Source organism: Haladaptatus marinus, from assembly GCF_051194195.1.
Genome location: NZ_JBLZNK010000003.1, coordinates 1 through 17,359, shown reverse-complemented (window position 1 = coordinate 17,359; position 17,359 = coordinate 1). Strand labels below are relative to the sequence as shown.

21 protein-coding genes are annotated in these 17,359 nt (G+C 58.2%); 15 read left to right on the top strand and 6 right to left on the bottom strand.

Going from position 1 to position 17,359, the window contains the following annotated elements; translation table 11 throughout:
• Positions 1-22 precede the first annotated feature (22 nt).
• Positions 23-472 carry a 1,2-phenylacetyl-CoA epoxidase subunit PaaD gene (paaD, locus tag ACN2TU_RS05610; protein WP_435153697.1) on the top strand — a complete coding sequence of 150 codons (450 nt, stop codon included), beginning with the start codon at positions 23-25 and terminating at the stop codon, positions 470-472.
• Positions 469-636 (top strand): 1,2-phenylacetyl-CoA epoxidase subunit PaaE, encoded by a 168-nt coding sequence (gene paaE / locus ACN2TU_RS05605; RefSeq protein ID WP_266077074.1) that lies wholly within the window; start codon positions 469-471, stop codon positions 634-636. The genes paaD and paaE overlap by 4 nt, the downstream gene beginning before the upstream one ends.
• Before the next feature lie 241 nt (positions 637-877).
• Here paaE and ACN2TU_RS05600 read toward each other — a convergent pair whose 3' ends face one another.
• Positions 878-1,150 carry a hypothetical protein gene (locus tag ACN2TU_RS05600; protein ID WP_435153695.1) on the bottom strand — a complete coding sequence of 91 codons (273 nt, stop codon included), beginning with the start codon at positions 1,148-1,150 and terminating at the stop codon, positions 878-880.
• A gap of 112 nt (positions 1,151-1,262) precedes the next feature.
• On the opposite strand from ACN2TU_RS05600, the gene ACN2TU_RS05595 reads away from it, so the two are divergent.
• Positions 1,263-1,472: a DUF2196 domain-containing protein gene (locus tag ACN2TU_RS05595; RefSeq protein WP_435153693.1), complete on the top strand. Its 210-nt coding sequence runs from the start codon at positions 1,263-1,265 to the stop codon at positions 1,470-1,472.
• A gap of 26 nt (positions 1,473-1,498) precedes the next feature.
• Here ACN2TU_RS05595 and ACN2TU_RS05590 read toward each other — a convergent pair whose 3' ends face one another.
• Both ACN2TU_RS05590 and ACN2TU_RS05585 read right to left on the bottom strand, forming a co-directional pair.
• Positions 1,499-1,888 (bottom strand): methylated-DNA--[protein]-cysteine S-methyltransferase, encoded by a 390-nt coding sequence (locus tag ACN2TU_RS05590; RefSeq protein ID WP_435153691.1) that lies wholly within the window; start codon positions 1,886-1,888, stop codon positions 1,499-1,501.
• A complete protein-coding gene (locus ACN2TU_RS05585; RefSeq protein ID WP_435153689.1) occupies positions 1,888-2,658 on the bottom strand; it encodes a methyltransferase domain-containing protein in 771 nt (256 codons plus the stop codon). Before ACN2TU_RS05585 ends, ACN2TU_RS05590 begins: the two co-directional genes overlap by 1 nt.
• Positions 2,659-3,230: 572 nt before the next feature.
• On the opposite strand from ACN2TU_RS05585, the gene ACN2TU_RS05580 reads away from it, so the two are divergent.
• From ACN2TU_RS05580 to ACN2TU_RS05545, 8 genes are all read left to right on the top strand, one after another.
• A complete protein-coding gene (locus ACN2TU_RS05580; protein ID WP_435153688.1) occupies positions 3,231-4,076 on the top strand; it encodes an NOP5/NOP56 family protein in 846 nt (281 codons plus the stop codon).
• The gene (locus ACN2TU_RS05575; RefSeq protein ID WP_435153687.1) at positions 4,073-4,711 is read left to right on the top strand and encodes a fibrillarin-like rRNA/tRNA 2'-O-methyltransferase; all 639 of its coding nucleotides are present in this window, start codon (positions 4,073-4,075) and stop codon (positions 4,709-4,711) included. The genes ACN2TU_RS05580 and ACN2TU_RS05575 overlap by 4 nt, the downstream gene beginning before the upstream one ends.
• Positions 4,712-4,762: 51 nt before the next feature.
• Positions 4,763-5,833, top strand: a complete 1,071-nt coding sequence (locus ACN2TU_RS05570) for a glutamate--cysteine ligase (protein WP_435153685.1) — start codon at positions 4,763-4,765, stop codon at positions 5,831-5,833.
• A gap of 45 nt (positions 5,834-5,878) precedes the next feature.
• Complete coding sequence (locus tag ACN2TU_RS05565; protein ID WP_435153683.1) at positions 5,879-6,508, top strand: winged helix-turn-helix transcriptional regulator; 630 nt, start codon at positions 5,879-5,881, stop codon at positions 6,506-6,508.
• A 97-nt stretch (positions 6,509-6,605) separates the two neighbouring features.
• Positions 6,606-7,454, top strand: a complete 849-nt coding sequence (locus ACN2TU_RS05560; RefSeq protein WP_435153681.1) for a VOC family protein — start codon at positions 6,606-6,608, stop codon at positions 7,452-7,454.
• Between the two features lie 182 nt (positions 7,455-7,636).
• Positions 7,637-9,202 carry an AAA family ATPase gene (locus tag ACN2TU_RS05555; RefSeq protein WP_435153680.1) on the top strand — a complete coding sequence of 522 codons (1,566 nt, stop codon included), beginning with the start codon at positions 7,637-7,639 and terminating at the stop codon, positions 9,200-9,202.
• Positions 9,203-9,305: 103 nt separating this feature from the next.
• A complete protein-coding gene (locus tag ACN2TU_RS05550) occupies positions 9,306-9,584 on the top strand; it encodes a hypothetical protein (RefSeq protein WP_435153678.1) in 279 nt (92 codons plus the stop codon).
• Positions 9,581-9,778, top strand: coding sequence for a DUF7835 family putative zinc beta-ribbon protein (locus ACN2TU_RS05545; RefSeq protein WP_435153676.1), 198 nt, complete (start codon positions 9,581-9,583; stop codon positions 9,776-9,778). Before ACN2TU_RS05550 ends, ACN2TU_RS05545 begins: the two co-directional genes overlap by 4 nt.
• On the opposite strand, the gene ACN2TU_RS05540 is transcribed toward ACN2TU_RS05545, so the two are convergent.
• A complete protein-coding gene (locus ACN2TU_RS05540; protein ID WP_435153674.1) occupies positions 9,775-10,437 on the bottom strand; it encodes a helix-turn-helix domain-containing protein in 663 nt (220 codons plus the stop codon). The genes ACN2TU_RS05545 and ACN2TU_RS05540 overlap by 4 nt on opposite strands.
• Before the next feature lie 168 nt (positions 10,438-10,605).
• Here ACN2TU_RS05540 and ACN2TU_RS05535 point away from each other — a divergent pair, with 168 nt between their 5' ends.
• A complete protein-coding gene (locus ACN2TU_RS05535; protein WP_435153672.1) occupies positions 10,606-11,523 on the top strand; it encodes an alpha/beta hydrolase in 918 nt (305 codons plus the stop codon).
• Between the two features lie 33 nt (positions 11,524-11,556).
• On the opposite strand, the gene ACN2TU_RS05530 is transcribed toward ACN2TU_RS05535, so the two are convergent.
• Together ACN2TU_RS05530 and ACN2TU_RS05525 are read right to left on the bottom strand one after the other, a co-directional pair.
• On the bottom strand, positions 11,557-12,249 hold the full coding sequence (locus tag ACN2TU_RS05530) for a glycosyltransferase family 2 protein (RefSeq protein ID WP_435153670.1): 693 nt from the start codon (positions 12,247-12,249) through the stop codon (positions 11,557-11,559).
• Between the two features lie 517 nt (positions 12,250-12,766).
• On the bottom strand, positions 12,767-13,651 hold the full coding sequence (locus ACN2TU_RS05525) for a hypothetical protein (RefSeq protein ID WP_435153668.1): 885 nt from the start codon (positions 13,649-13,651) through the stop codon (positions 12,767-12,769).
• 366 nt (positions 13,652-14,017) lie between these two features.
• On the opposite strand from ACN2TU_RS05525, the gene ACN2TU_RS05520 reads away from it, so the two are divergent.
• The 3 genes from ACN2TU_RS05520 to ACN2TU_RS05510 are packed head-to-tail and all read left to right on the top strand — an operon-like array spanning position 14,018 to position 17,317.
• A complete protein-coding gene (locus tag ACN2TU_RS05520) occupies positions 14,018-14,146 on the top strand; it encodes a hypothetical protein (protein WP_435153666.1) in 129 nt (42 codons plus the stop codon).
• Positions 14,143-15,789, top strand: coding sequence for an alkaline phosphatase family protein (locus ACN2TU_RS05515; RefSeq protein WP_435153664.1), 1,647 nt, complete (start codon positions 14,143-14,145; stop codon positions 15,787-15,789). Before ACN2TU_RS05520 ends, ACN2TU_RS05515 begins: the two co-directional genes overlap by 4 nt.
• 4 nt (positions 15,790-15,793) lie before the next feature.
• Positions 15,794-17,317, top strand: a complete 1,524-nt coding sequence (locus ACN2TU_RS05510; RefSeq protein ID WP_435153663.1) for an oligosaccharide flippase family protein — start codon at positions 15,794-15,796, stop codon at positions 17,315-17,317.
• Positions 17,318-17,359 lie beyond the last annotated feature (42 nt).

Here is a 17,359-nt window from a genome sequence, read left to right as displayed (position 1 = left end):
AAAATGACCACCGAATAACACCATGAGCAACGAACCACAAGAATACGAAATCGACTCGGAAGCGTACGACATCGAGTCGGAACCCACAGCCTGCGCCTACACCGACTACTCGGAGCGGGGGCACTCCCCAGACGAACTGCCCGCCACTGGAGAGGGAGCGACCGGACTCGAAGAGCGAGTCTGGGACGCCCTCTACGACATCGAAGATCCAGAGATGCCCATCAGCATCGTTGATTTGGGACTGATTTACGGCGTCCAAATGGAGGGCGATTCGGTGACGGTCATCATGACCCTCACCTACACCGGGTGTCCGGCGCGGAAGATGCTGACCGAGGAAATCGAAGAGGCCGTCGCCGATGTTGAGGGCGTCGAGAGTGCCGACCTCGAACTCGTTTGGAGTCCACCGTGGTCCATCGAGATGGTGACCGAACAGGGTAAAGATGACCTACGGGAGTTCGGATTGAGCATATGAGACGACTCGACCCCAGCGTGACGACGAGCGGCGAAGACAAGGGTGCAGAATGTCCCTACTGCGGTTCGACCGACACGCACCGCGAACACCCGAAAGGGCCATCGCTCTGTCGCTCGATGCACTTCTGTAATGGCTGTGAACAGCCGTTTGAAAAGTTCGAATAGCGTCGCTCAGTGGGCAGTGTCAGGGAGAAGGGGGGATGATGGCGCCGCATTTTTGTCTATGAGCCACTTTGTTATATCTATTTTGTCTACGAATTAAATTTATTGTCAAGCTATAACTTGCCATGGCTAGAAGAGTTACGACAGCCCGTGTAGTTACGGCCTCTCCAAATGGGATTCCCAATTCGGAACAGAAGTCAGTTATTCCAGGACGGGGTTCAGTTCAGGAGTTGCAACATCACCTTCACGTACTTTTAGCTTCTTCAATATCGTCCGGTGGGATAGTGATGTGTGCACTGCTGTTGGTCGCACAGGCACGAGCGACCGCCTTTCGATAGTAGGGATTTTCTACCCTATCGTACGCCGTCGTTATCGCGTTGAGTGGTTTTTCTCCGTATGGAACGGCTTCGAGAAGTCCTTCCCGTCCGTTCGTCTTCGAGGCGATTTCCGAGAGACAACCCGTGAAAAACATGGAACCGACCGCTGCGAGAATCGTTCGTCTGCGTTCGGAGGGCATGATACTATCGGACAAACCACACGGATAACCAATAGTGATATCGATATTTTTGTTTTGGATGTATTTGAAATAAGTCACTATTCTCTTTATCCGGAGGGATGTACCGCTACGTATGTCCGCAGAGCGACCAACACGTGACGAACTGCGTCGAGGAATGGCCGTGGAAATCGAGCAGACGAACGCGGAAAACGCGGACGAAGCCGAACCGCTTCGAGGAGATATCGCCAAAATCCTCTCCGAAGAGGAGACCGAACCCGGCGGTGTCAAAGTCGAACTAGAGTCGGGCATCACCGGTCGAGTATCGAGCGTCGTCGCGGAGTAATTTCCGCGATTGCTATCGCGGAGTAGTTACCGTGATTCGAGGTCGAGTAGCCGTTTTTTGAGCGTCAGACGGTCACCCGTACCACCGGAGTAGCCACCGAGTCCATCCGCCGCGACGATGCGATGGCAGGGGATAACGACCGGCACCGGATTTCGTCCACAGGCCTGTCCCACCGCGATTGCGGCGGTATCGAGCGTTTCGGCAATATCACCGTAGGTTCGCGTCTCACCACGCGGAACGTCCGCCATCGCGGACATGACCCGCCCGGTAAACGACTCCGGAAATTCGACCTCGAGGTCGAACTCGTCGCGGTCGCCCGTTGCATATTCGTCGATCTGTTCATGGATTTCGTCGGACGACGCTGCAACGAGCGATTCGTCGATTTCGACATCCCAACCCCAGAGTTCGGTGTGCATCACTGCCTCCGAAGAACCGTTACCGGACGGTGAAGTGCTCCCGGTTCACACTCCGCGACCGGTTTTCCCAAGTCGAAGCTGTCGAACCATCCGACATGTTCGAAATCGCTGTCTTCGGCTACCATGCGGAACTCTTGGGGTGCAAATGTCTTAATTTCGTACTCCTCGCTGAACGTGTGCGTTCCCTCCTCGTCGGTTACGGTCGTCGTAATCGTCTGGTGAGTCAACTGCTCCGCCACGTTCGTCGGTTGCTGTTCGATACAGAACTCGACTGTCGTGTCGCCGCGTGTCGTCTCCCACTCGTGTTTCGACGACGTGCCGCCCGGGAAATCGATGGAACCGTCGATACAGTAGAGTGACCCGGGCGTCAGTGCATCCCCGACCGAATCGAGATGCGACCGGAGGGCGTCGTTCGAATCGAGATAGAGCGAGCCGAGCGCACAGAAGGCGAAATCGACTCGCTCGGGGAGATAGAAATCCGCCATATCTCGCCGGAGATACGTCGCCTCGATGTTGTGCTCGCGGGCCTTCTCGATGGAGTGCGAAATCATCTCCGACGAATTGTCGAGCCCCGTGAAATCGTATCCGCGAGCGTCGAATTCGAGGAGGTAGGGCGACGGACCGCAAGCGATTTCGAGAACCGAGTCCGCGTCGGTCACTCCATCGCCGAATCGGTCGATACAGGTTTCGAAGAAATCTACTTCGGCAGACACATCGCGAAAATCGAAGGCGATTTCGTAGTAGTCAGGATGCGCGTAGACACCGGCCATAGATGCCAACTCTGGGGACGGGTCTTAACAACTTTCATCGCGGTAGGGGCGGTTGGATGAGACATTTTGTTGTGTTCGTTTTGGCTCGGAGGAGATTGGATTTTGATACGGGGTCGGCACGACGTGAAGAGTTCAACAGACTCTGACTGTGTCTTTTCGTTCTAATACTTGCTTGTTACAGTGTCGCTATGTAGGAAACCGCCGCCACACCGCCAGCGCAGTCTCCTCCACCCCTCCCCGCCAGCGCGGAAGTTGTACCCATGCCTCACTGGCGTTCAGCATTCGTGCGAACGCGCTGTCAGTCAAGGGCTCACCCATGCGGCTGGTCAGTCAAGAGAGGTGGCGCGCGCTGGCGAGACTTCGAGCACGCGGTTTCGGAGGCGGTATAATTGGAGTCGTGATTTGCAGACAGCATACTGACGCACGTCACAGGTCGAGAAAACAAGCGGAAAACGTCATCAAAAAAAACCGCTCGAACGACCAAATCGACCACAAACAGGCTGATTTTCCCAACACTCCCCGCCTCGACGAGTAAACGTAGGTTTAAACGAGAAGCCGAACAACCCACGGACATGACCGAATCAGACGCCGACGGGTGGTTCGCAGGCGTCTCGCCGGATGACGTGGACGCAGGCGCGCAAGCCATCCGAGAGGGGAGCGCGGACGCCCCGACGGACTGGCCCGTCGAAGCCGTCGAATCCGGGTTTGCCGAGGACGAGTCGGATTACTACGCGAAACTCCGGGCGGCCAGCATCCAGGCAACCCGCGAGGCCGTTACGGAGCGTGAACGCGCTGACGACCAGCAGCTCGTTCACGCGGTTCGGGCGATGGACGACTGCGAATCCGAGGCGAACGAACTCGCCGAACGAGTCGCGGAGTGGGCCGGGACGCTCTATCCCGACGCGGGAACCGGCGTCGAGTACGCGACGAAACTCGCGGACATCGACCCGGAAACGCCGGTCGAAAATCGGGTAATCTCGCTTGCCCGTCGCGTCGCGGCCCTCGCAGACGAACGTGACGAGTTGCGAACGTTCGTCGAGCAACAGGCTCCCGCAGTTGCGCCGAACCTTTCCAACCTCGCAGGGCCGGTGCTCGCCGCGCGACTCATCGCGCTGGCGGGTGGACTGGATTCGCTGGCGAAGATGCCCGGCGGAACAGTACAGGTGCTCGGTGCGGAAAACGCCCTGTTTGCACATCTCCGCGGGCACGCATCATCGCCGAAGCACGGAATAATCTACACTCACGAATACGTCCGGAGCACTGCCCACGACCAACGCGGGTCGGCGGCCCGTACCCTCTCCGGCAAACTCGTCATCGCCGCGCGAATCGACCACTACTCGGGCGAGCACAACTCCGAACTAAAGGAGGAACTCGACCGTCGGATGGCGACGATCCGGTCACGAGGTGCGGACGAATGAGCGATTCAAGCCTTCCGGCAGGTGTCGAACGCAGACAATTCGGTGGTGAGAGCCGACTGGCGACGCAAGGATCGCCAGTTTACGGCGAACCGACCGACGGAGACTGGCGATGCTGGGACGCCCGGCGCTCCAAGCTGGCAGCGATGTTGGAGCACGAAATGGATACTGGCCTTCAGGGCGACGAGACGGTGCTTTACCTCGGCGCGGCCAGCGGGACGACCGTGAGCCACGTCGCCGATTTTTCGGGCGCGACCTACGCGGTCGAGTTCGCACCACGACCGACCCGCGACCTGCTCGATGTGGCCGAGTCCCGTGACACCCTCTTTCCCCTCCTGAAGGACGCCCGAAAACCGGCGACCTACGCACAGGTCGTCGAATCAAACGTCGATGTCATCATCCAAGACGTGGCAACTCGTGGGCAGGCACGGGTGGCGTGCGAGAATCGCCAGTTCCTCAAGGATGATGGCCGACTTCTCCTCGCCATCAAGGCCAGAAGCGAGGACGTGGCGAGCGACCCGGAATCCGTGTTCGACCACGCACGGGAATCCCTCCGGGAGGAGTACGAACTCGTGGAAACTCGGCGACTCGAACCGTTCCACACCGACCACCTCGGCGTCGTCGCAGTTCCCCGGTAGTGGTCGCCGTCTCCGGAAGTATTTACGTGTCCGGTTGCTAATTTCCGAAAAATGGATTTGGGTTCGGCCGAGAATTTCACGGAAATGGGTACCCTCGGCGTCGAAGAGGAGTTCTTCGTCGTCGATGAGCGAGGCGTCCCAACCGCGGGCACTGACGAACTCGTCTACGAGACCGCCCCCCCGAAAATCCTCGATGACCGTCTCGACCACGAGTTGTTCAAATGCGTCATCGAAACACAAACCCCGAAGACGACGGTTTCCGACGTTGAAGAGGATGTTCGCGCCGTCCGCGAAGCGCTCGTTGAACACGCGGGGTCACAGGGATTCGGTATCGCGGCGGCAGGTCTCCACCCGGGTGCGAAATGGCGGGAGTTGAAACACGCCGAGAAGGAGCGCTACCGCGCGCAACTCGAACGTATTCAGTACCCACAGCACCGCAACACCACGGCAGGACTTCACGTTCACGTCGGCGTCGACGACGCGGACGCCGCGGTGTGGGTGGCGAACGAAATTCGCTGGTATCTCCCGGTCATGCTGGCGCTTTCTGCCAACTCACCGTACTGGGACGGATACGACACCGGTTTGGAGTCCGCACGGGCCAAAATTTTCGAGGGGCTTCCGAACACCGGAATGCCGACCGATTTCGACTCGTTCGAGGAGTTTTCCGAGTTCGAACGCATGATGGTCGAATGCGGGTCGATTAACGACCGCGGCGAACTCTGGTACGACGTGCGGCCGCACTCCGGACACGGAACTGTCGAAGTTAGAAGCCCGGACGGACAGGCTGACCCGGAGCGTGTGCTGGCATTCGTCGAATACACGCACGCGCTTATCACCGACCTCGTCGAGCGATACGAGGATGGCGAAACGGGCTACCGCCATCGCCGGGAACTGCTGGACGAGAACAAATGGCGCGCGATGCGCTACGGTCACGAGGCATCGTTCATTCGCCGCGACCGTGACGGCGAAATCTCGCTCGGGGAAGTCGTCGAGCGCGAATGTGACCGACTCGGTGTCTCCGGCATCGGCGATATTTTCGATGGCGAGAGCGGTGCCGAACATCAGCGACGCGTTCGAGAGGAAGACGGATTCGAGGCGCTTTGCGAGTCGCTGCTCCTGTAAGCAAGTTTTTTACCCGACACCGGCTTTTGTCCTTCTGGGAACAACATGTCCGGGGATGACATCGACAACGACCGAAATGATGCCGAAGACGCTGGTGAGGAGGTACCCGTCGAGACGGGTGCGGCAGGGGAAACGGACGACGAAAAACCACTGTCACGCGGGCGAAAACGCCTCGAAGAGGAGGCGGACAAGGCAGTCGAAGGCTTCGACCAGGGAATCGTCGATCTGCTTTCGTGGGTGCTCGACACCGAGACACGGGCGCGGATTTACGTCTACCTCCGCAAGCAACCGGGATGTACGAGCGAGGAAATCGCCGAAGGAACCGGCCTGTACCCGAGTACGGTGCGCGAATCCCTCGCCGAACTTCACGAGGAAGAGAAAGTCATCCGCGAGAAACGCGAGAGTGCCGGGGCCGGAAACAACCCCTACGAGTACACCGCAATCGCGCCGAGCGAACTCGTCGGCAGTATCGTCGACCAGGTACAGGGGGAACTCAACACTGTGTTCAACCTCGACAGCCACTTGAACGACGAAGAATCCGAGACGGAACCCGTCAGCATCGAAGTGGAGGATATTTCGGACGACGTTGCAAGGGATGAGGGAGTGGACGAGGCGCGTGACGAAGGAGGGAAGCAAGACGACGCGGGTGGAGATGACGAAGACGACTCGGAATAGTTCAGAGACAAACGAGTTGGAAACTGGAGACGATAGAAGCCGATTCTCCCTGTAGAACAAAGTACAGGGTTGCTCGAAGCGGTTGTTCGAACGGACAATGACGGAGACGAACGCAACTTTTCTGCCAGGGACAACTGTCGATCGTGTCGCCCTTCGTGTGAACGATATCGACCGAGTCAGTGCGTTCTACGAGGGCGTGGTGGGCCTCGAACTGCAAGCGAAAAACGAGCAAGAAGCGACCCTCGGCGCGGGAGACGAGCGGTTACTCGAATTGATCGGCGATGGAGACGCTTCGAAACGCGAACGAGACGAGACGGGCCTTTTCCACACGGCGTTTCTCGTTCCATCGCGGAGCGCACTGACGGATGCGTTGGTGCGTATCGAGGAGAAGTGGGAGTTGAGCGGCGCGTCCGACCACCTCGTAAGTGATGCACTGTACCTCTCCGACCCGGAAGGAAACGGCATCGAAGTGTACTGTGACCGGCCGCGCGAAACGTGGCCAGTCGGTGAGAACGGACACGTTCAAATGGACACGTTGGCACTCGATATCGACGAACTCCGCGGGCAGGGAACGGCAAGCAAAACGATTCCGGCGGAAACGGTCGTCGGTCACGTTCATCTCGAAGTCTCGTCGATAGCCACCGCACGAGAATTTTACGCGGACGTGCTCGGGATGACCGTCCGACAGCAGTACGGGTCGGCGGCGCTATTCCTTGCGTCCGACGACTACCACCATCACATCGGTCTAAACGTCTGGAACAACCGAAGTGAATCAGGAAACGGACGTGGTTTGGAGTGGTTCGAACTCGTCGTCCCAGACCATGACGCGCTCGAAGCGATTCGGGAGCGATTTGCCGAACGTGGAGTCACAGTGACTCCGACTGAACGTGGGTTCGAAGTGACCGACCCGGACGAAATCGCCGTTCGTTTTCGTAGTGATGAGTGACATATGATAAATTTTCGAAACCACCGGTGTGGGTACCGAGTGAATTCGTGAACACAATCCGTATTCGCTGGCGATACTGCGTCCAGCAACTATTTCTCCACCCATATTGTTCAAAAAATTAATAACTTCTCGACGAGGACATCGGCGCATGTTTTATTTATCCCTTCTCGGATGTGAACTGTATGAGTGATTTCAGTAGCGGAAATGAAATAATAACGAGTTCCGAACACGGCATCACGATCGAGAAATTGTTCGATGGCGAGCAGTTCGCCGTTCCGGCGATTCGATTCGAAATCCATTCCAACTGTGACGAAGCAGTGACCGTGCGAGTCACCGACCGAATTCCCGAGAATTTCCCGATGGACAACGTCGGCTTCCATCCCGAATACGAGAACGAGAACTGGACGGCGTACAAAGACCACCGTGTCCAGTTCGAGCGAACGCTCGAACCCGACGAGGAGCTGACGACTGTCTACGGAATCCGTCTCTCGGACTGGCAGGAAGCGGAATCGTTCCTTATTGAACCCTCTCTCGAAGAGGTTGCGCCGGTCGCCAGCAGTGCCGGTGACGAGGCAGAAGGTCGGATGGAAGAACACACCATCACTGACATCGTCTCCGAGGAAAGCAGTCAGGTCGTCCGCGACGTGATCGCTGGTGACAGCGGCCTGCCGGGACTGGGTGGCAATGGAGAAACAGCCGACCCGCTCGCGGACGCGAACGACCCGATGGCAGAGGCGACCGACGAATCGACTACCGAAGTCTCGAACGACCCACTTTCGGAATCCGGAACGAGCGAGACGGATGTAGCGTCGGACGAATCGCCCGCCGATTCGGCGGGCGAAATTCTGGATGAGGAGGAGGCCACCGAATCGACCGACGACGTGCTCGACGAATCGGACGACGGCATCCTCGAACCCCCCGAAGAAGACGACATCGTTGATGTCACACAGTCCCCATCACCGCCGCGACCCGGAAGCGTCGCTGCCGCGCTCGCGGACGAGATTCGCGCCGGTGAAGTGAACGACGCCGACCTCAAACTCATTCAGCAGGAACTCGACCTCGACACGCCCGAAAGCACGAACGTCCGGATTCGTCACCTCCAATCCCGCGTGGACGACCTCTCGGCATACACCGAAGCACTCGAAGAGTTCATCGACGAAAACGGAACAGCCCAGTCGATCATCGACGGATTCGAGGGCGAAGTGGAATCCCTTCGCGACGAACTCGGGACGATGCACGACGACATCGAGAACGCAAAAGAGGAGAGCGCGCAGGCGCGCGCACGCGTGGCGGATCTCGAATCCGATCTAAGCAACCTCGACGAAAAGCTCGATGGCGTGAACGACCTCGATGACAACCTCGACACGCTCGAAACGCAACTCAACGACCTGGAAGACCTCGTCGCCACGAACACGCAGGAGGCGTCCGCGCTGGACGACGAAATCGAGGACCTCCGAGACGACTTCGATAGCGTGAGAGATCTCGAAGAGGAAGTCGAGAGCCTTTCGGAGAATCTTTCTGAAATCGAGGCGCTCTCGGAAACCGTCTCCGAACTCTCCGATTCGGTGTCTGAAACCGAGTCGCAGCTGAAGACGAAAATCAACACGCTCCGGTCGGATATCAGCGATGTCGAGAGCGACTTGAACGAAATCGATTCCCTGCAATCGGATATCTCGGAGATCGAAGGCGAAATGGAAGAGTTCCGCGAATGGCGCGACCAACTCGGCTCCGTTTTCGGCGGAAACTGACGTCTCGGCTTCGACGGTAGCGAACCCCTTTTTATTCGCTTGCGGTGGCAGGCACGAGCGACCTGACCCCGGATACGCTTGGTACCATACGAGGAATCAAGCTATGACGTCACATTCGGTGTCCGATTCGGAACGCGACCCAGACGACGGCCGCCATCTGTACGGCGAACCACAGCACGACGTCACAGCCGACGAAGACCCCGACGAGACGCTGTACGGAACGGCACAGCACGAAACGAGCACGTCGCTGGATGACTTCGAACTGTTCCGACTCGACTTCGTCGCGTTCGATTACCGCCGATTCAGTCAGTCCAAACAAACCGCCCAGAGCGGCCGCATCGCTGGGGCGAAGGGAACACCTCCACAGGGAGTACAATCATGAAATCGAAGCTACAGAACACGGAACAGCGGGAACACTGCGATAGCTGTCGGAGCGAGACGCCACACGCCGTGGGTATTGAAATTCGAACCGAAAACGAGCAGGCCGAGCACAGTGCGTTTTCACGGGAACCCTATCGGGTCACCACGTGTGCTATCTGCGGTGCGCAAACGAGCGTCCGAATGAACGACCGTTAGTCCCGCCCATCACCGGGGCCGACTGCGAGCGCGTTTTTGACGAGACTGCGATGCCCACGTCGGAGGCGCTCCGAAATCGCCTGGTGTGAAATATGCAAGCTGTCGGCGAGGTCGTCCGCCGTCGCATCCCGTGGAACGTCGTAGTATCCCGATTCGAGCGCCATCATCAGCGTTTCGTGTTGTTCTTCTGTCAGTCCGAACAGTCCGTGGCGCGTGTCACTCATCTCGTAGATGTTACGCACGTCGAGCGAGAGTCCCGACTCCTCGCAGAACTCGTAGGTCGTAGACAGTGCGTCACGGTTCGGAAAGAGAATACGAAGCCGCCAGCGGCTTTCTTTCCCGCGGAGGTTCAGTATCGTCGCTTCCTCCTCGATGAGAATGTGAATGACGACGCGAATCTGGTCGACCCAGTTCATTCGATAGAGACGCTCGTCACCGAGGTCTTCGAGCAAGCTGAGGTCATCGACGCTCGGGTCGTCACGAAGCGCATCGTCCAACTCTTCGAAATCGTCCGCAGTTGCCCAAATATATGGTAATACGTGCTTCGAGTCATGAGCGGCGACACGAACTACGTCGAACTCGGCGTCCGGAACGTGTTCCAACGTCGTTCTCAGCGCGAACTCCTGTGCCGGGAGTTCCATTTCTGCGATAGTACTCATATGAACCAAGAAGCCATCAGGGGTCATACGTGCTATGGCTACGTGACCCCATCATCACGGTGCCAAACGACTAGCGTTCGCGGTGACGATGTCTCGAAGGCGGTCTGCTCCTTCACACGTCACCACGCCTTGCTGAAAGTATAACACGCCGGCCATCAAGGGGTTTGTATGGACGACGAAATGGCTGCCGTCATCGAGGAAATCGAAGCGATGGGCGTTCCACCGTGGCACGCGATGTCCGTCGAAAGTGCCCGCAGAATCGAAGACGACGTGTTCACCGCGGACGAGCAGGAGGAGATTCATTTCGTCCGCAACCTTGCGATTCCGGGCCCGCGAGGCGAAATCCCGATTCGCGTGTACCGACCCGACGTGCAGGACGCTCCCGTCGTCGTTTTCTATCACGGTGGCGGGTGGGTGCTCGGAACGCTCAATTCCATCGACGGCGTCTGCCGGGAGTTGGCGAAACGGGCGGAGTGTGTCGTCGTCTCGGTCGATTACCGACTCGCACCGGAACAACCGTTTCCCGCAGGCGTGGACGATGCGTTTGCCGCGCTGGAGTGGGTCGAAAATCACGCCGATTCGGTCGGCGGTGACCCGAGTAAACTGGGCGTCGCGGGCACGAGTGCGGGTGGAAATCTCGCGGCAGTCACCGCACTTCGAGCGCGCGAGTTCGACGGTCCGACGCTCTCACACCAGTGTCTGCTGTATCCCGTCACGAACCACGATTTCGACACCGACTCCTACGTCGAAAACGGCGACGGCCCGCTTCTCAGTCGATCGGACATGGAATGGTTCTGGAATCAGTACCTCCGAAGTCCGGTCGATGGAGCGAACCCCTTCGCGTCGCCACTTCGCGCAAGCGACCTCTCGGGGCTTCCACCAACAACCGTCGTCACCTGTGGCTACGACCCGCTTCGTGACGAAGGAATCGCCTACGCCGACCGACTCGCCGAGGCTGATGTGCCGGTTTGGCACAATCACTACCCCGAGATGGCACACGGCTTTTTGAGTGTCACCGACGCGGTTTCCACCGCTGACGAAGCGATGGACGAAGTAGCAGAATCGATTCAAGCGAATCTTCTGTAGTCGGCCCGCACCTACCTCTCGTTTGCTCGTTCGTCAGACCCGATACTCACGTATTCGGGCATCGTCGCCGAACTTGTTTCGCAATTCCTCTTTTCCGGCATCGACTCGGTCGCTATCCGCCGTCTGACTATCCCTCCGTCGATGATACACGAAAAGTGGGTCTGCGATGTGTTGTCCATCGAAACCAGCATCGAGATACCGCAGCAAGAGGTCGTACTCCGCGAAAATCATTTCCGGGTCGAACAGCCCAAACTGCCGGAGGTGGTCGGTTCGGTGCATCACGCCGACTGTTACGGTGTTCAAAATGGCCGCGTCAGTTTCGACGATTTCCCAAGTTCCATCGGGAAATCGCTCGTAGTAGTCGGTATAGACGAAATCGACGTCATCGTTCTGCACGAGAACGTCCGATGACCGCTCGACCAAGGATGGAAAAAACTCGTCGTCCGAATCGAGGATGACTACGTACTCACCGCGTGCATGTTCGATTCCGTGGTTCCAGGCAATCGTCCCGTTTCCGCTGTTTTCCTGTTTTTGGATGAGGCGCAGATATGATGTCTCGACCGATTCGACAATTGCCGCCGTCTCGTCGGTCGAACAGTCATCCACGACGAGATGTTCGATACGAGAATCATCGATCGTCTGTTGCCGCAAGCTTTCGAGGGCCTGCTTGATGTAGTCCGCCGAGTTGTACGCGGCAGTAACGATTGAGACATCCGGGGAAGACATTCTGAAATCCTTCCAACGACAAACAGGTACGACGATAATAATTTATTTGCTACGTCGACTGCGTTAGGAACCGCGGTAGATACTCGACATCGATGGACAGGGTAGAATTTTCGTGTCTCCTGAATAATGACTGGCACTGCACAGAGGGAATTGATATAGCGAAATATGATATATGTGGGCGGTAGTCGACATCGAAATAGAGTCGGATACATACGATAGCATGTGTCACAGCGGGTTGAAAACAGCGGGATTGCCACGTTTCAAATCAGTGCGTCACTCATCGATTACGTCGATGTAGCCGGTCAACGACGGATTACCGTGGGGAAATGAGGGATTTCCGCCGTCGAACTGGACATCCAAAACGAGTCACTGTCGAAATATCGTCGGTCGTTCGAGCGACGTCTCGAGTGAGACCAATAATACAGTGCACTCACGAATCAGCGGAATCGGTCGCGTCGTCAAAAGAGATGAAAACGAAAAGAGGGAGGCCAGAAACAGACTACACAAACCGAATCAGTTACCGCTTTCCGCCCTTCGCAGCCTCTTCGGCGGACATCGGAACGGCCTTCGGAGGCTTCATCTTCGCCTTGTCTCCGGTTCGGGTGTTCTTCGTCTTGACTTCGCCACCCTTCGTGGTAGCGAATCCACCCTGGATGTCGGAGTTGATGACTTCCGTCGTACCGTACCACGACCAGACGCCGCGGTTGTTGACGGCGCCGGGACTCGAACAGTTCTCACCGCATGGTGGCGTACTGTCGTCGACTTCCACCACGGTGTTCTTGACGTACGGAGTTCGGTCGCCCTTCGCGTTCGTCCGGATGTTTGCGATGTTGTTCGAACGGAAGTACGAGTCATCCACGTTCGTGATACCGTAGGCACCCTGACTTCCGGGGCCGGAGGCGTACAGACCATTGTTGACCGCGTTGGCGAGGTGCATTCCCTTGATGTTGATGACACCCTGGTGGGGCAGGTTGGCGTTAACCCAGACACCGCCACCGCTTTCTTTCGCCTTGATTCCGTCGCCCATGTAGACGTTCTCGATGAGCCCCTCACCGTCTTTGGACTCGACGCCGGGCATCATGATGAAGCTCTCACCGCTGTGCTGTCCCTTGATACCGACGTTTCGAATTGTCCAGCCACTTCCACTCGTCGTGAAGGCAACACCGGCACCCTCGGCAGTTACGTCGATGAGTTTGTTCTCGTACGTCTGCCCATCGCCGACGGAGATCGCCTTGTGCTCGCCAGCCGAGACGGTAATCGTCTCGTACTCCTTCGCGCCTGCAACAGTGCTCACGCCCGCGGCACCGGTCGCGGCAATCGCGGAGCCAGCCATCTTCAGATACGAACGTCGGTTGAGTAACGATTCGTTGTGTGTCTTGTCGTTCTCGTAGTCGCGTGCCATGCAGGTTCAACGAACGGTTGGCAACTTATAAGCGTAGCGATCTCCATTCAATGGGCGGCTACTAATTTATAAATACGTCCAGCATTAGCGGCGAGGGTTGCGAAATCGGGAGTTTTGAGAGTTCACGAAGAAGACGGTTTGTGGCGTGGTATAACGTCACAATAACGGCCCATCACTCCGAGGTTAGCCGTCGTTACCCGGCCACGGAGACCACGTCACTGAAGCTCTCGGCCACCCTGGATAGAAACCACGAACTAGCGAGTCATTTCGATCATATCAGGGGAAGACGACCCTCGGTAAGGAAGTCCTACCGAGTTCCAACGACGGAGTATAACAAAGTATCTCCGAGAGGGCGTTGCAATCGGAATGAAAGACGGGACAACTGGCAGTCGACCCGGAACAGATTTCGGTGTCGAAACGCAGACGCTCGGTGTCACGGAGCGCAGTGGGGGGAAATCAGCGACCGTCGATTCGTGTTCGGGGAACGGTCGATGAGTTCAGACGCATCACGTACCGTCGTCCTCGGGTTCGATGCACTCGATTTCGAGTACTTGGACGAGTTCGAATCGGAGTTACCGAACTTCTCCCGACTTCGCTCCGAAGGTGTCGCCGCACCGCTTCGCTCGACCCATCCGCCGTGGACTGGAAGCGCGTGGCCGTCGATGTACACGGGAACCGATCCGACCCAGCACAACGCGTTCGGGTTCTTCGATTACACTGACTCCTATCCCGACGAAGCGAGCATCATCACCCGCAACGACGTTGCCGCACCTGCCCTCTGGAACTATCTGACGGCGATAAACGAACCCGCAATCGTGCTCAACGTACCCGTGACGCATCCCGCAGAACCGCTCACGGGAGCGCTCGTTCCGGGCTATCTCGCGCCCGAGGACGCTGAGGGCTATCCGAAAACCATCAGAAACGAACTGTCGGAGGCGCTCGGCGAGGAGTACAACATCTACTCCAAAGGGGAGATGTCGAGCGACAAAGGGGAAAAGCTCGATGGATACGTCCACGCAATCGGGTTACGCGCGCGTGCGGCGAAGTATCTCCTCGAAAACTGGGAGTGGCGTGTGGCCATCATTCAAGTACAAAAAACCGACGCGGTCTTCCACAATTTCGAGGACAGCACGGCGTTCCGGCGCGTCTATCGAGCGGCCGACGAACTCGTCGGAACCATCCTGAAAGTCACCCAAGACGCGAACGTCGTCGTCTGCTCGGACCACGGCATGGGGCCCACGGATGGCTACAAAATTTTCGTCAACGAGGTGCTTCGGCGACACGGGTTCGTCGAGGCCGCCACGAACGGCGACGATCACGGAACCGGGTTGGCGACGGTGAAGAATTCACTCGTCGAACCATCGGAAGGTGATGAGTCGGAATCGAACCGAACTCTCACACAATCCGCGCTGGCGAAAGGTGTGGCCGGACTCAACACGGTCGGCATCACGCCGGGCAAGGTGTACACGACCGCACGATGGTTCGGACTAGGGTCGGCGCTGAAGCGAGCAGTTCCGGCGAACGTGCTCGCGGCCGCAGATCAGACCGTCGATTGGCGGCGCTCGAAAGCCTACTGTCGTGCGTTGGGCGAACTCGGCGTCCGCATCAATCTCGAGGGGCGCGACCCCGAGGGCGTCGTTCCCGAATCGGAGTACGAGGCGGTTCGGTCGGAGCTCATCGATATCCTCTCGGCGCTCAGAACGCCGGACGGCCGTCCGGCGTTCGAGTTCGTAAAGCGAGCCGAAGACGTGTCCTCCGGCACCGACCCGAAGAGCGGCCCGGATGTCGTGTTCATGCCGAACGAGATGAACCACCTCGTCCTGCCAAGCCTTGTCGGCGAACGATTCCTCGCAGTCGAAGAGTACAACCACAAGCCGGATGGCGTGTTCATCGGCGCGGGCCCCGCTTTCGACGGAACCGCAACCCTCGCCGGACTCTCACTCTCGGATGTGGCACCTATCGCCATGGCGGCGGCAGGTCTTCCCGTCCCGGAACGGATGACCGGAACCGTTCCGGATGGGTTGCTACCCGACCCGGTGGAAACGAACGCATACTCCGACGTGGAGTTCGGAACTGGCGGACGCATCGGCGACGAGGGAGCAGTCGAATCGAGACTCGAAGACCTCGGCTATCTGTAAATCCATGGGTGACCAACGAGAACTTCGGAACCTCCTTTCGAGTGCGAGTCTCGTGTTCGTCGGTGCCGCCATCGCCTCCGTGGCGAAGCTCCTCGAACGAATCGTCCTCGGGCGAAGTCTCACGACGGCCGCGTTCGGCGAAGTGAACATCGCGCTCACGACGATGTCGTTGGGGGTTACGTTCGCACTCGTCGGCTTCGGGCAGGGAATCCCGCGCTACATGTCCCGGTTCGAAGACGAACGAGACGTGCGAGGTGCGTGGTTGACCGGCCTGCTGTTCGCCGGCGTGGTCGCAGTCGCAGTGGCGAGTGTTCTGTATCTCGAAGCCGACTTCATCACCGCGAACCTCTTCGACAAGGGTGATTCGAGCGACCTCGTCCCCGTGTTCGTTCTCGCAATTCCACTCGTCGTCGGCTATCAGGTCGGCGTCGGCGGTATTCGCGGGTTCGAGAACACCATTTACAAGACGTACGTTGGCGACCTGCTGTACCCCTTCGGACGAATACTCCTCCTAGTCGGGTTGCTATCCCTCGGGGTCGGTTCGGTGGCGGCGGGATACGCGTATCTCATCAGTGCCGCCGTCGCGTTCGTCGCCGCCCACTATTTGCTGAATCGTCTGTTACCGCTCGTCGGCGAGTTTCGACTCCACACGCGGGAGATGGCGCTGTTTTCCGCACCGCTCGTAGTTTCGTCGGTTCTCGCCGACCTCCTCACCCGCACCGACACTGTCATGCTCGGGTTTTTCAAAACCTCGCATCAAGTCGGACTGTACGCCGCGGCCTACCCGCTCGCCAACAGCTTGCTCATCGCGCTCTCGTCGTTCGGATTCCTGTATCTGCCGCTCGCTTCTCGACTCGACGCGAACGGCGAACGGGACGAGATAACATCGATTTACCAACTCACGACGAAGTGGATTTTCGTCGTGACCTTTCCGGCGTTTCTCCTGTTCTTCACCTTCCCGGCGGACATCCTGACCGTCTTCTTCGGCGAGCGGTACGCGGGCGGCGCGTTGGCGCTGGTCATCCTTTCGCTCGGGTTTTTCACCAACGCCGCCGGTGGTCGAAACCGCGAGACGCTTTCGGCCCTCGGCCACACCGGGATGATACTCACGGGCAACGCGCTCGCGTTCGGTCTTAACCTCGCTTTGAACCTCGTACTGATTCCGGCATACGGAATCGTCGGCGCGGCGGTCGCGTCCGCCGTCGCAAACGTTACGCTCAATGTCTTCATGTTTGCCGTGCTGTGGCTGAAGTTCGGAATCTCGCCGTTCTCCAAATGGACCGTCCGAACGATGACGCGCGTGCCGCTGCTCCTGTTTCCTCCGGCAGTAGTCGTCTCGCAGATGGTCTCGCTCTCCATGATTACGCTTCCCGTCGCACTTGTCGTCACCGCCGTGGGTACACTCGTCGCCGTCTCCGCGATGGGGTGTCTCCAACCCGAGGACAGGGTCGTCGTCGATTTCGTCGAGCAGGTCACGAAGACGAAACTGCCGTTTCTTCACGGCTACGTTCCGGAGACGGCCGAGTGAGGACGGAATGTCGAGTGGTCGGGGGGGGGGGGCCCGGCGCGC

Excerpts from the sequence above, each read along its gene's own strand:
- paaD (WP_435153697.1), top strand. The coding sequence starts at position 23 with ATGAGCAACGAACCACAAGAATACGAAATCGACTCGGAAGCGTACGAC.
- paaE (WP_266077074.1), top strand. The coding sequence starts at position 469 with ATGAGACGACTCGACCCCAGCGTGACGACGAGCGGCGAAGACAAGGGT.
- ACN2TU_RS05600 (WP_435153695.1), bottom strand. The coding sequence starts at position 1,150 with ATGCCCTCCGAACGCAGACGAACGATTCTCGCAGCGGTCGGTTCCATG.
- ACN2TU_RS05595 (WP_435153693.1), top strand. The coding sequence starts at position 1,263 with ATGTCCGCAGAGCGACCAACACGTGACGAACTGCGTCGAGGAATGGCC.
- ACN2TU_RS05590 (WP_435153691.1), bottom strand. The coding sequence starts at position 1,888 with ATGCACACCGAACTCTGGGGTTGGGATGTCGAAATCGACGAATCGCTC.
- ACN2TU_RS05585 (WP_435153689.1), bottom strand. The coding sequence starts at position 2,658 with ATGGCCGGTGTCTACGCGCATCCTGACTACTACGAAATCGCCTTCGAT.
- ACN2TU_RS05580 (WP_435153688.1), top strand. The coding sequence starts at position 3,231 with ATGACCGAATCAGACGCCGACGGGTGGTTCGCAGGCGTCTCGCCGGAT.
- ACN2TU_RS05575 (WP_435153687.1), top strand. The coding sequence starts at position 4,073 with ATGAGCGATTCAAGCCTTCCGGCAGGTGTCGAACGCAGACAATTCGGT.
- ACN2TU_RS05570 (WP_435153685.1), top strand. The coding sequence starts at position 4,763 with ATGGATTTGGGTTCGGCCGAGAATTTCACGGAAATGGGTACCCTCGGC.
- ACN2TU_RS05565 (WP_435153683.1), top strand. The coding sequence starts at position 5,879 with ATGTCCGGGGATGACATCGACAACGACCGAAATGATGCCGAAGACGCT.
- ACN2TU_RS05560 (WP_435153681.1), top strand. The coding sequence starts at position 6,606 with ATGACGGAGACGAACGCAACTTTTCTGCCAGGGACAACTGTCGATCGT.
- ACN2TU_RS05555 (WP_435153680.1), top strand. The coding sequence starts at position 7,637 with ATGAGTGATTTCAGTAGCGGAAATGAAATAATAACGAGTTCCGAACAC.
- ACN2TU_RS05550 (WP_435153678.1), top strand. The coding sequence starts at position 9,306 with ATGACGTCACATTCGGTGTCCGATTCGGAACGCGACCCAGACGACGGC.
- ACN2TU_RS05545 (WP_435153676.1), top strand. The coding sequence starts at position 9,581 with ATGAAATCGAAGCTACAGAACACGGAACAGCGGGAACACTGCGATAGC.
- ACN2TU_RS05540 (WP_435153674.1), bottom strand. The coding sequence starts at position 10,437 with ATGAGTACTATCGCAGAAATGGAACTCCCGGCACAGGAGTTCGCGCTG.
- ACN2TU_RS05535 (WP_435153672.1), top strand. The coding sequence starts at position 10,606 with ATGGACGACGAAATGGCTGCCGTCATCGAGGAAATCGAAGCGATGGGC.
- ACN2TU_RS05530 (WP_435153670.1), bottom strand. The coding sequence starts at position 12,249 with ATGTCTTCCCCGGATGTCTCAATCGTTACTGCCGCGTACAACTCGGCG.
- ACN2TU_RS05525 (WP_435153668.1), bottom strand. The coding sequence starts at position 13,651 with ATGGCACGCGACTACGAGAACGACAAGACACACAACGAATCGTTACTC.
- ACN2TU_RS05520 (WP_435153666.1), top strand. The coding sequence starts at position 14,018 with ATGAAAGACGGGACAACTGGCAGTCGACCCGGAACAGATTTCGGTGTC.
- ACN2TU_RS05515 (WP_435153664.1), top strand. The coding sequence starts at position 14,143 with ATGAGTTCAGACGCATCACGTACCGTCGTCCTCGGGTTCGATGCACTC.
- ACN2TU_RS05510 (WP_435153663.1), top strand. The coding sequence starts at position 15,794 with ATGGGTGACCAACGAGAACTTCGGAACCTCCTTTCGAGTGCGAGTCTC.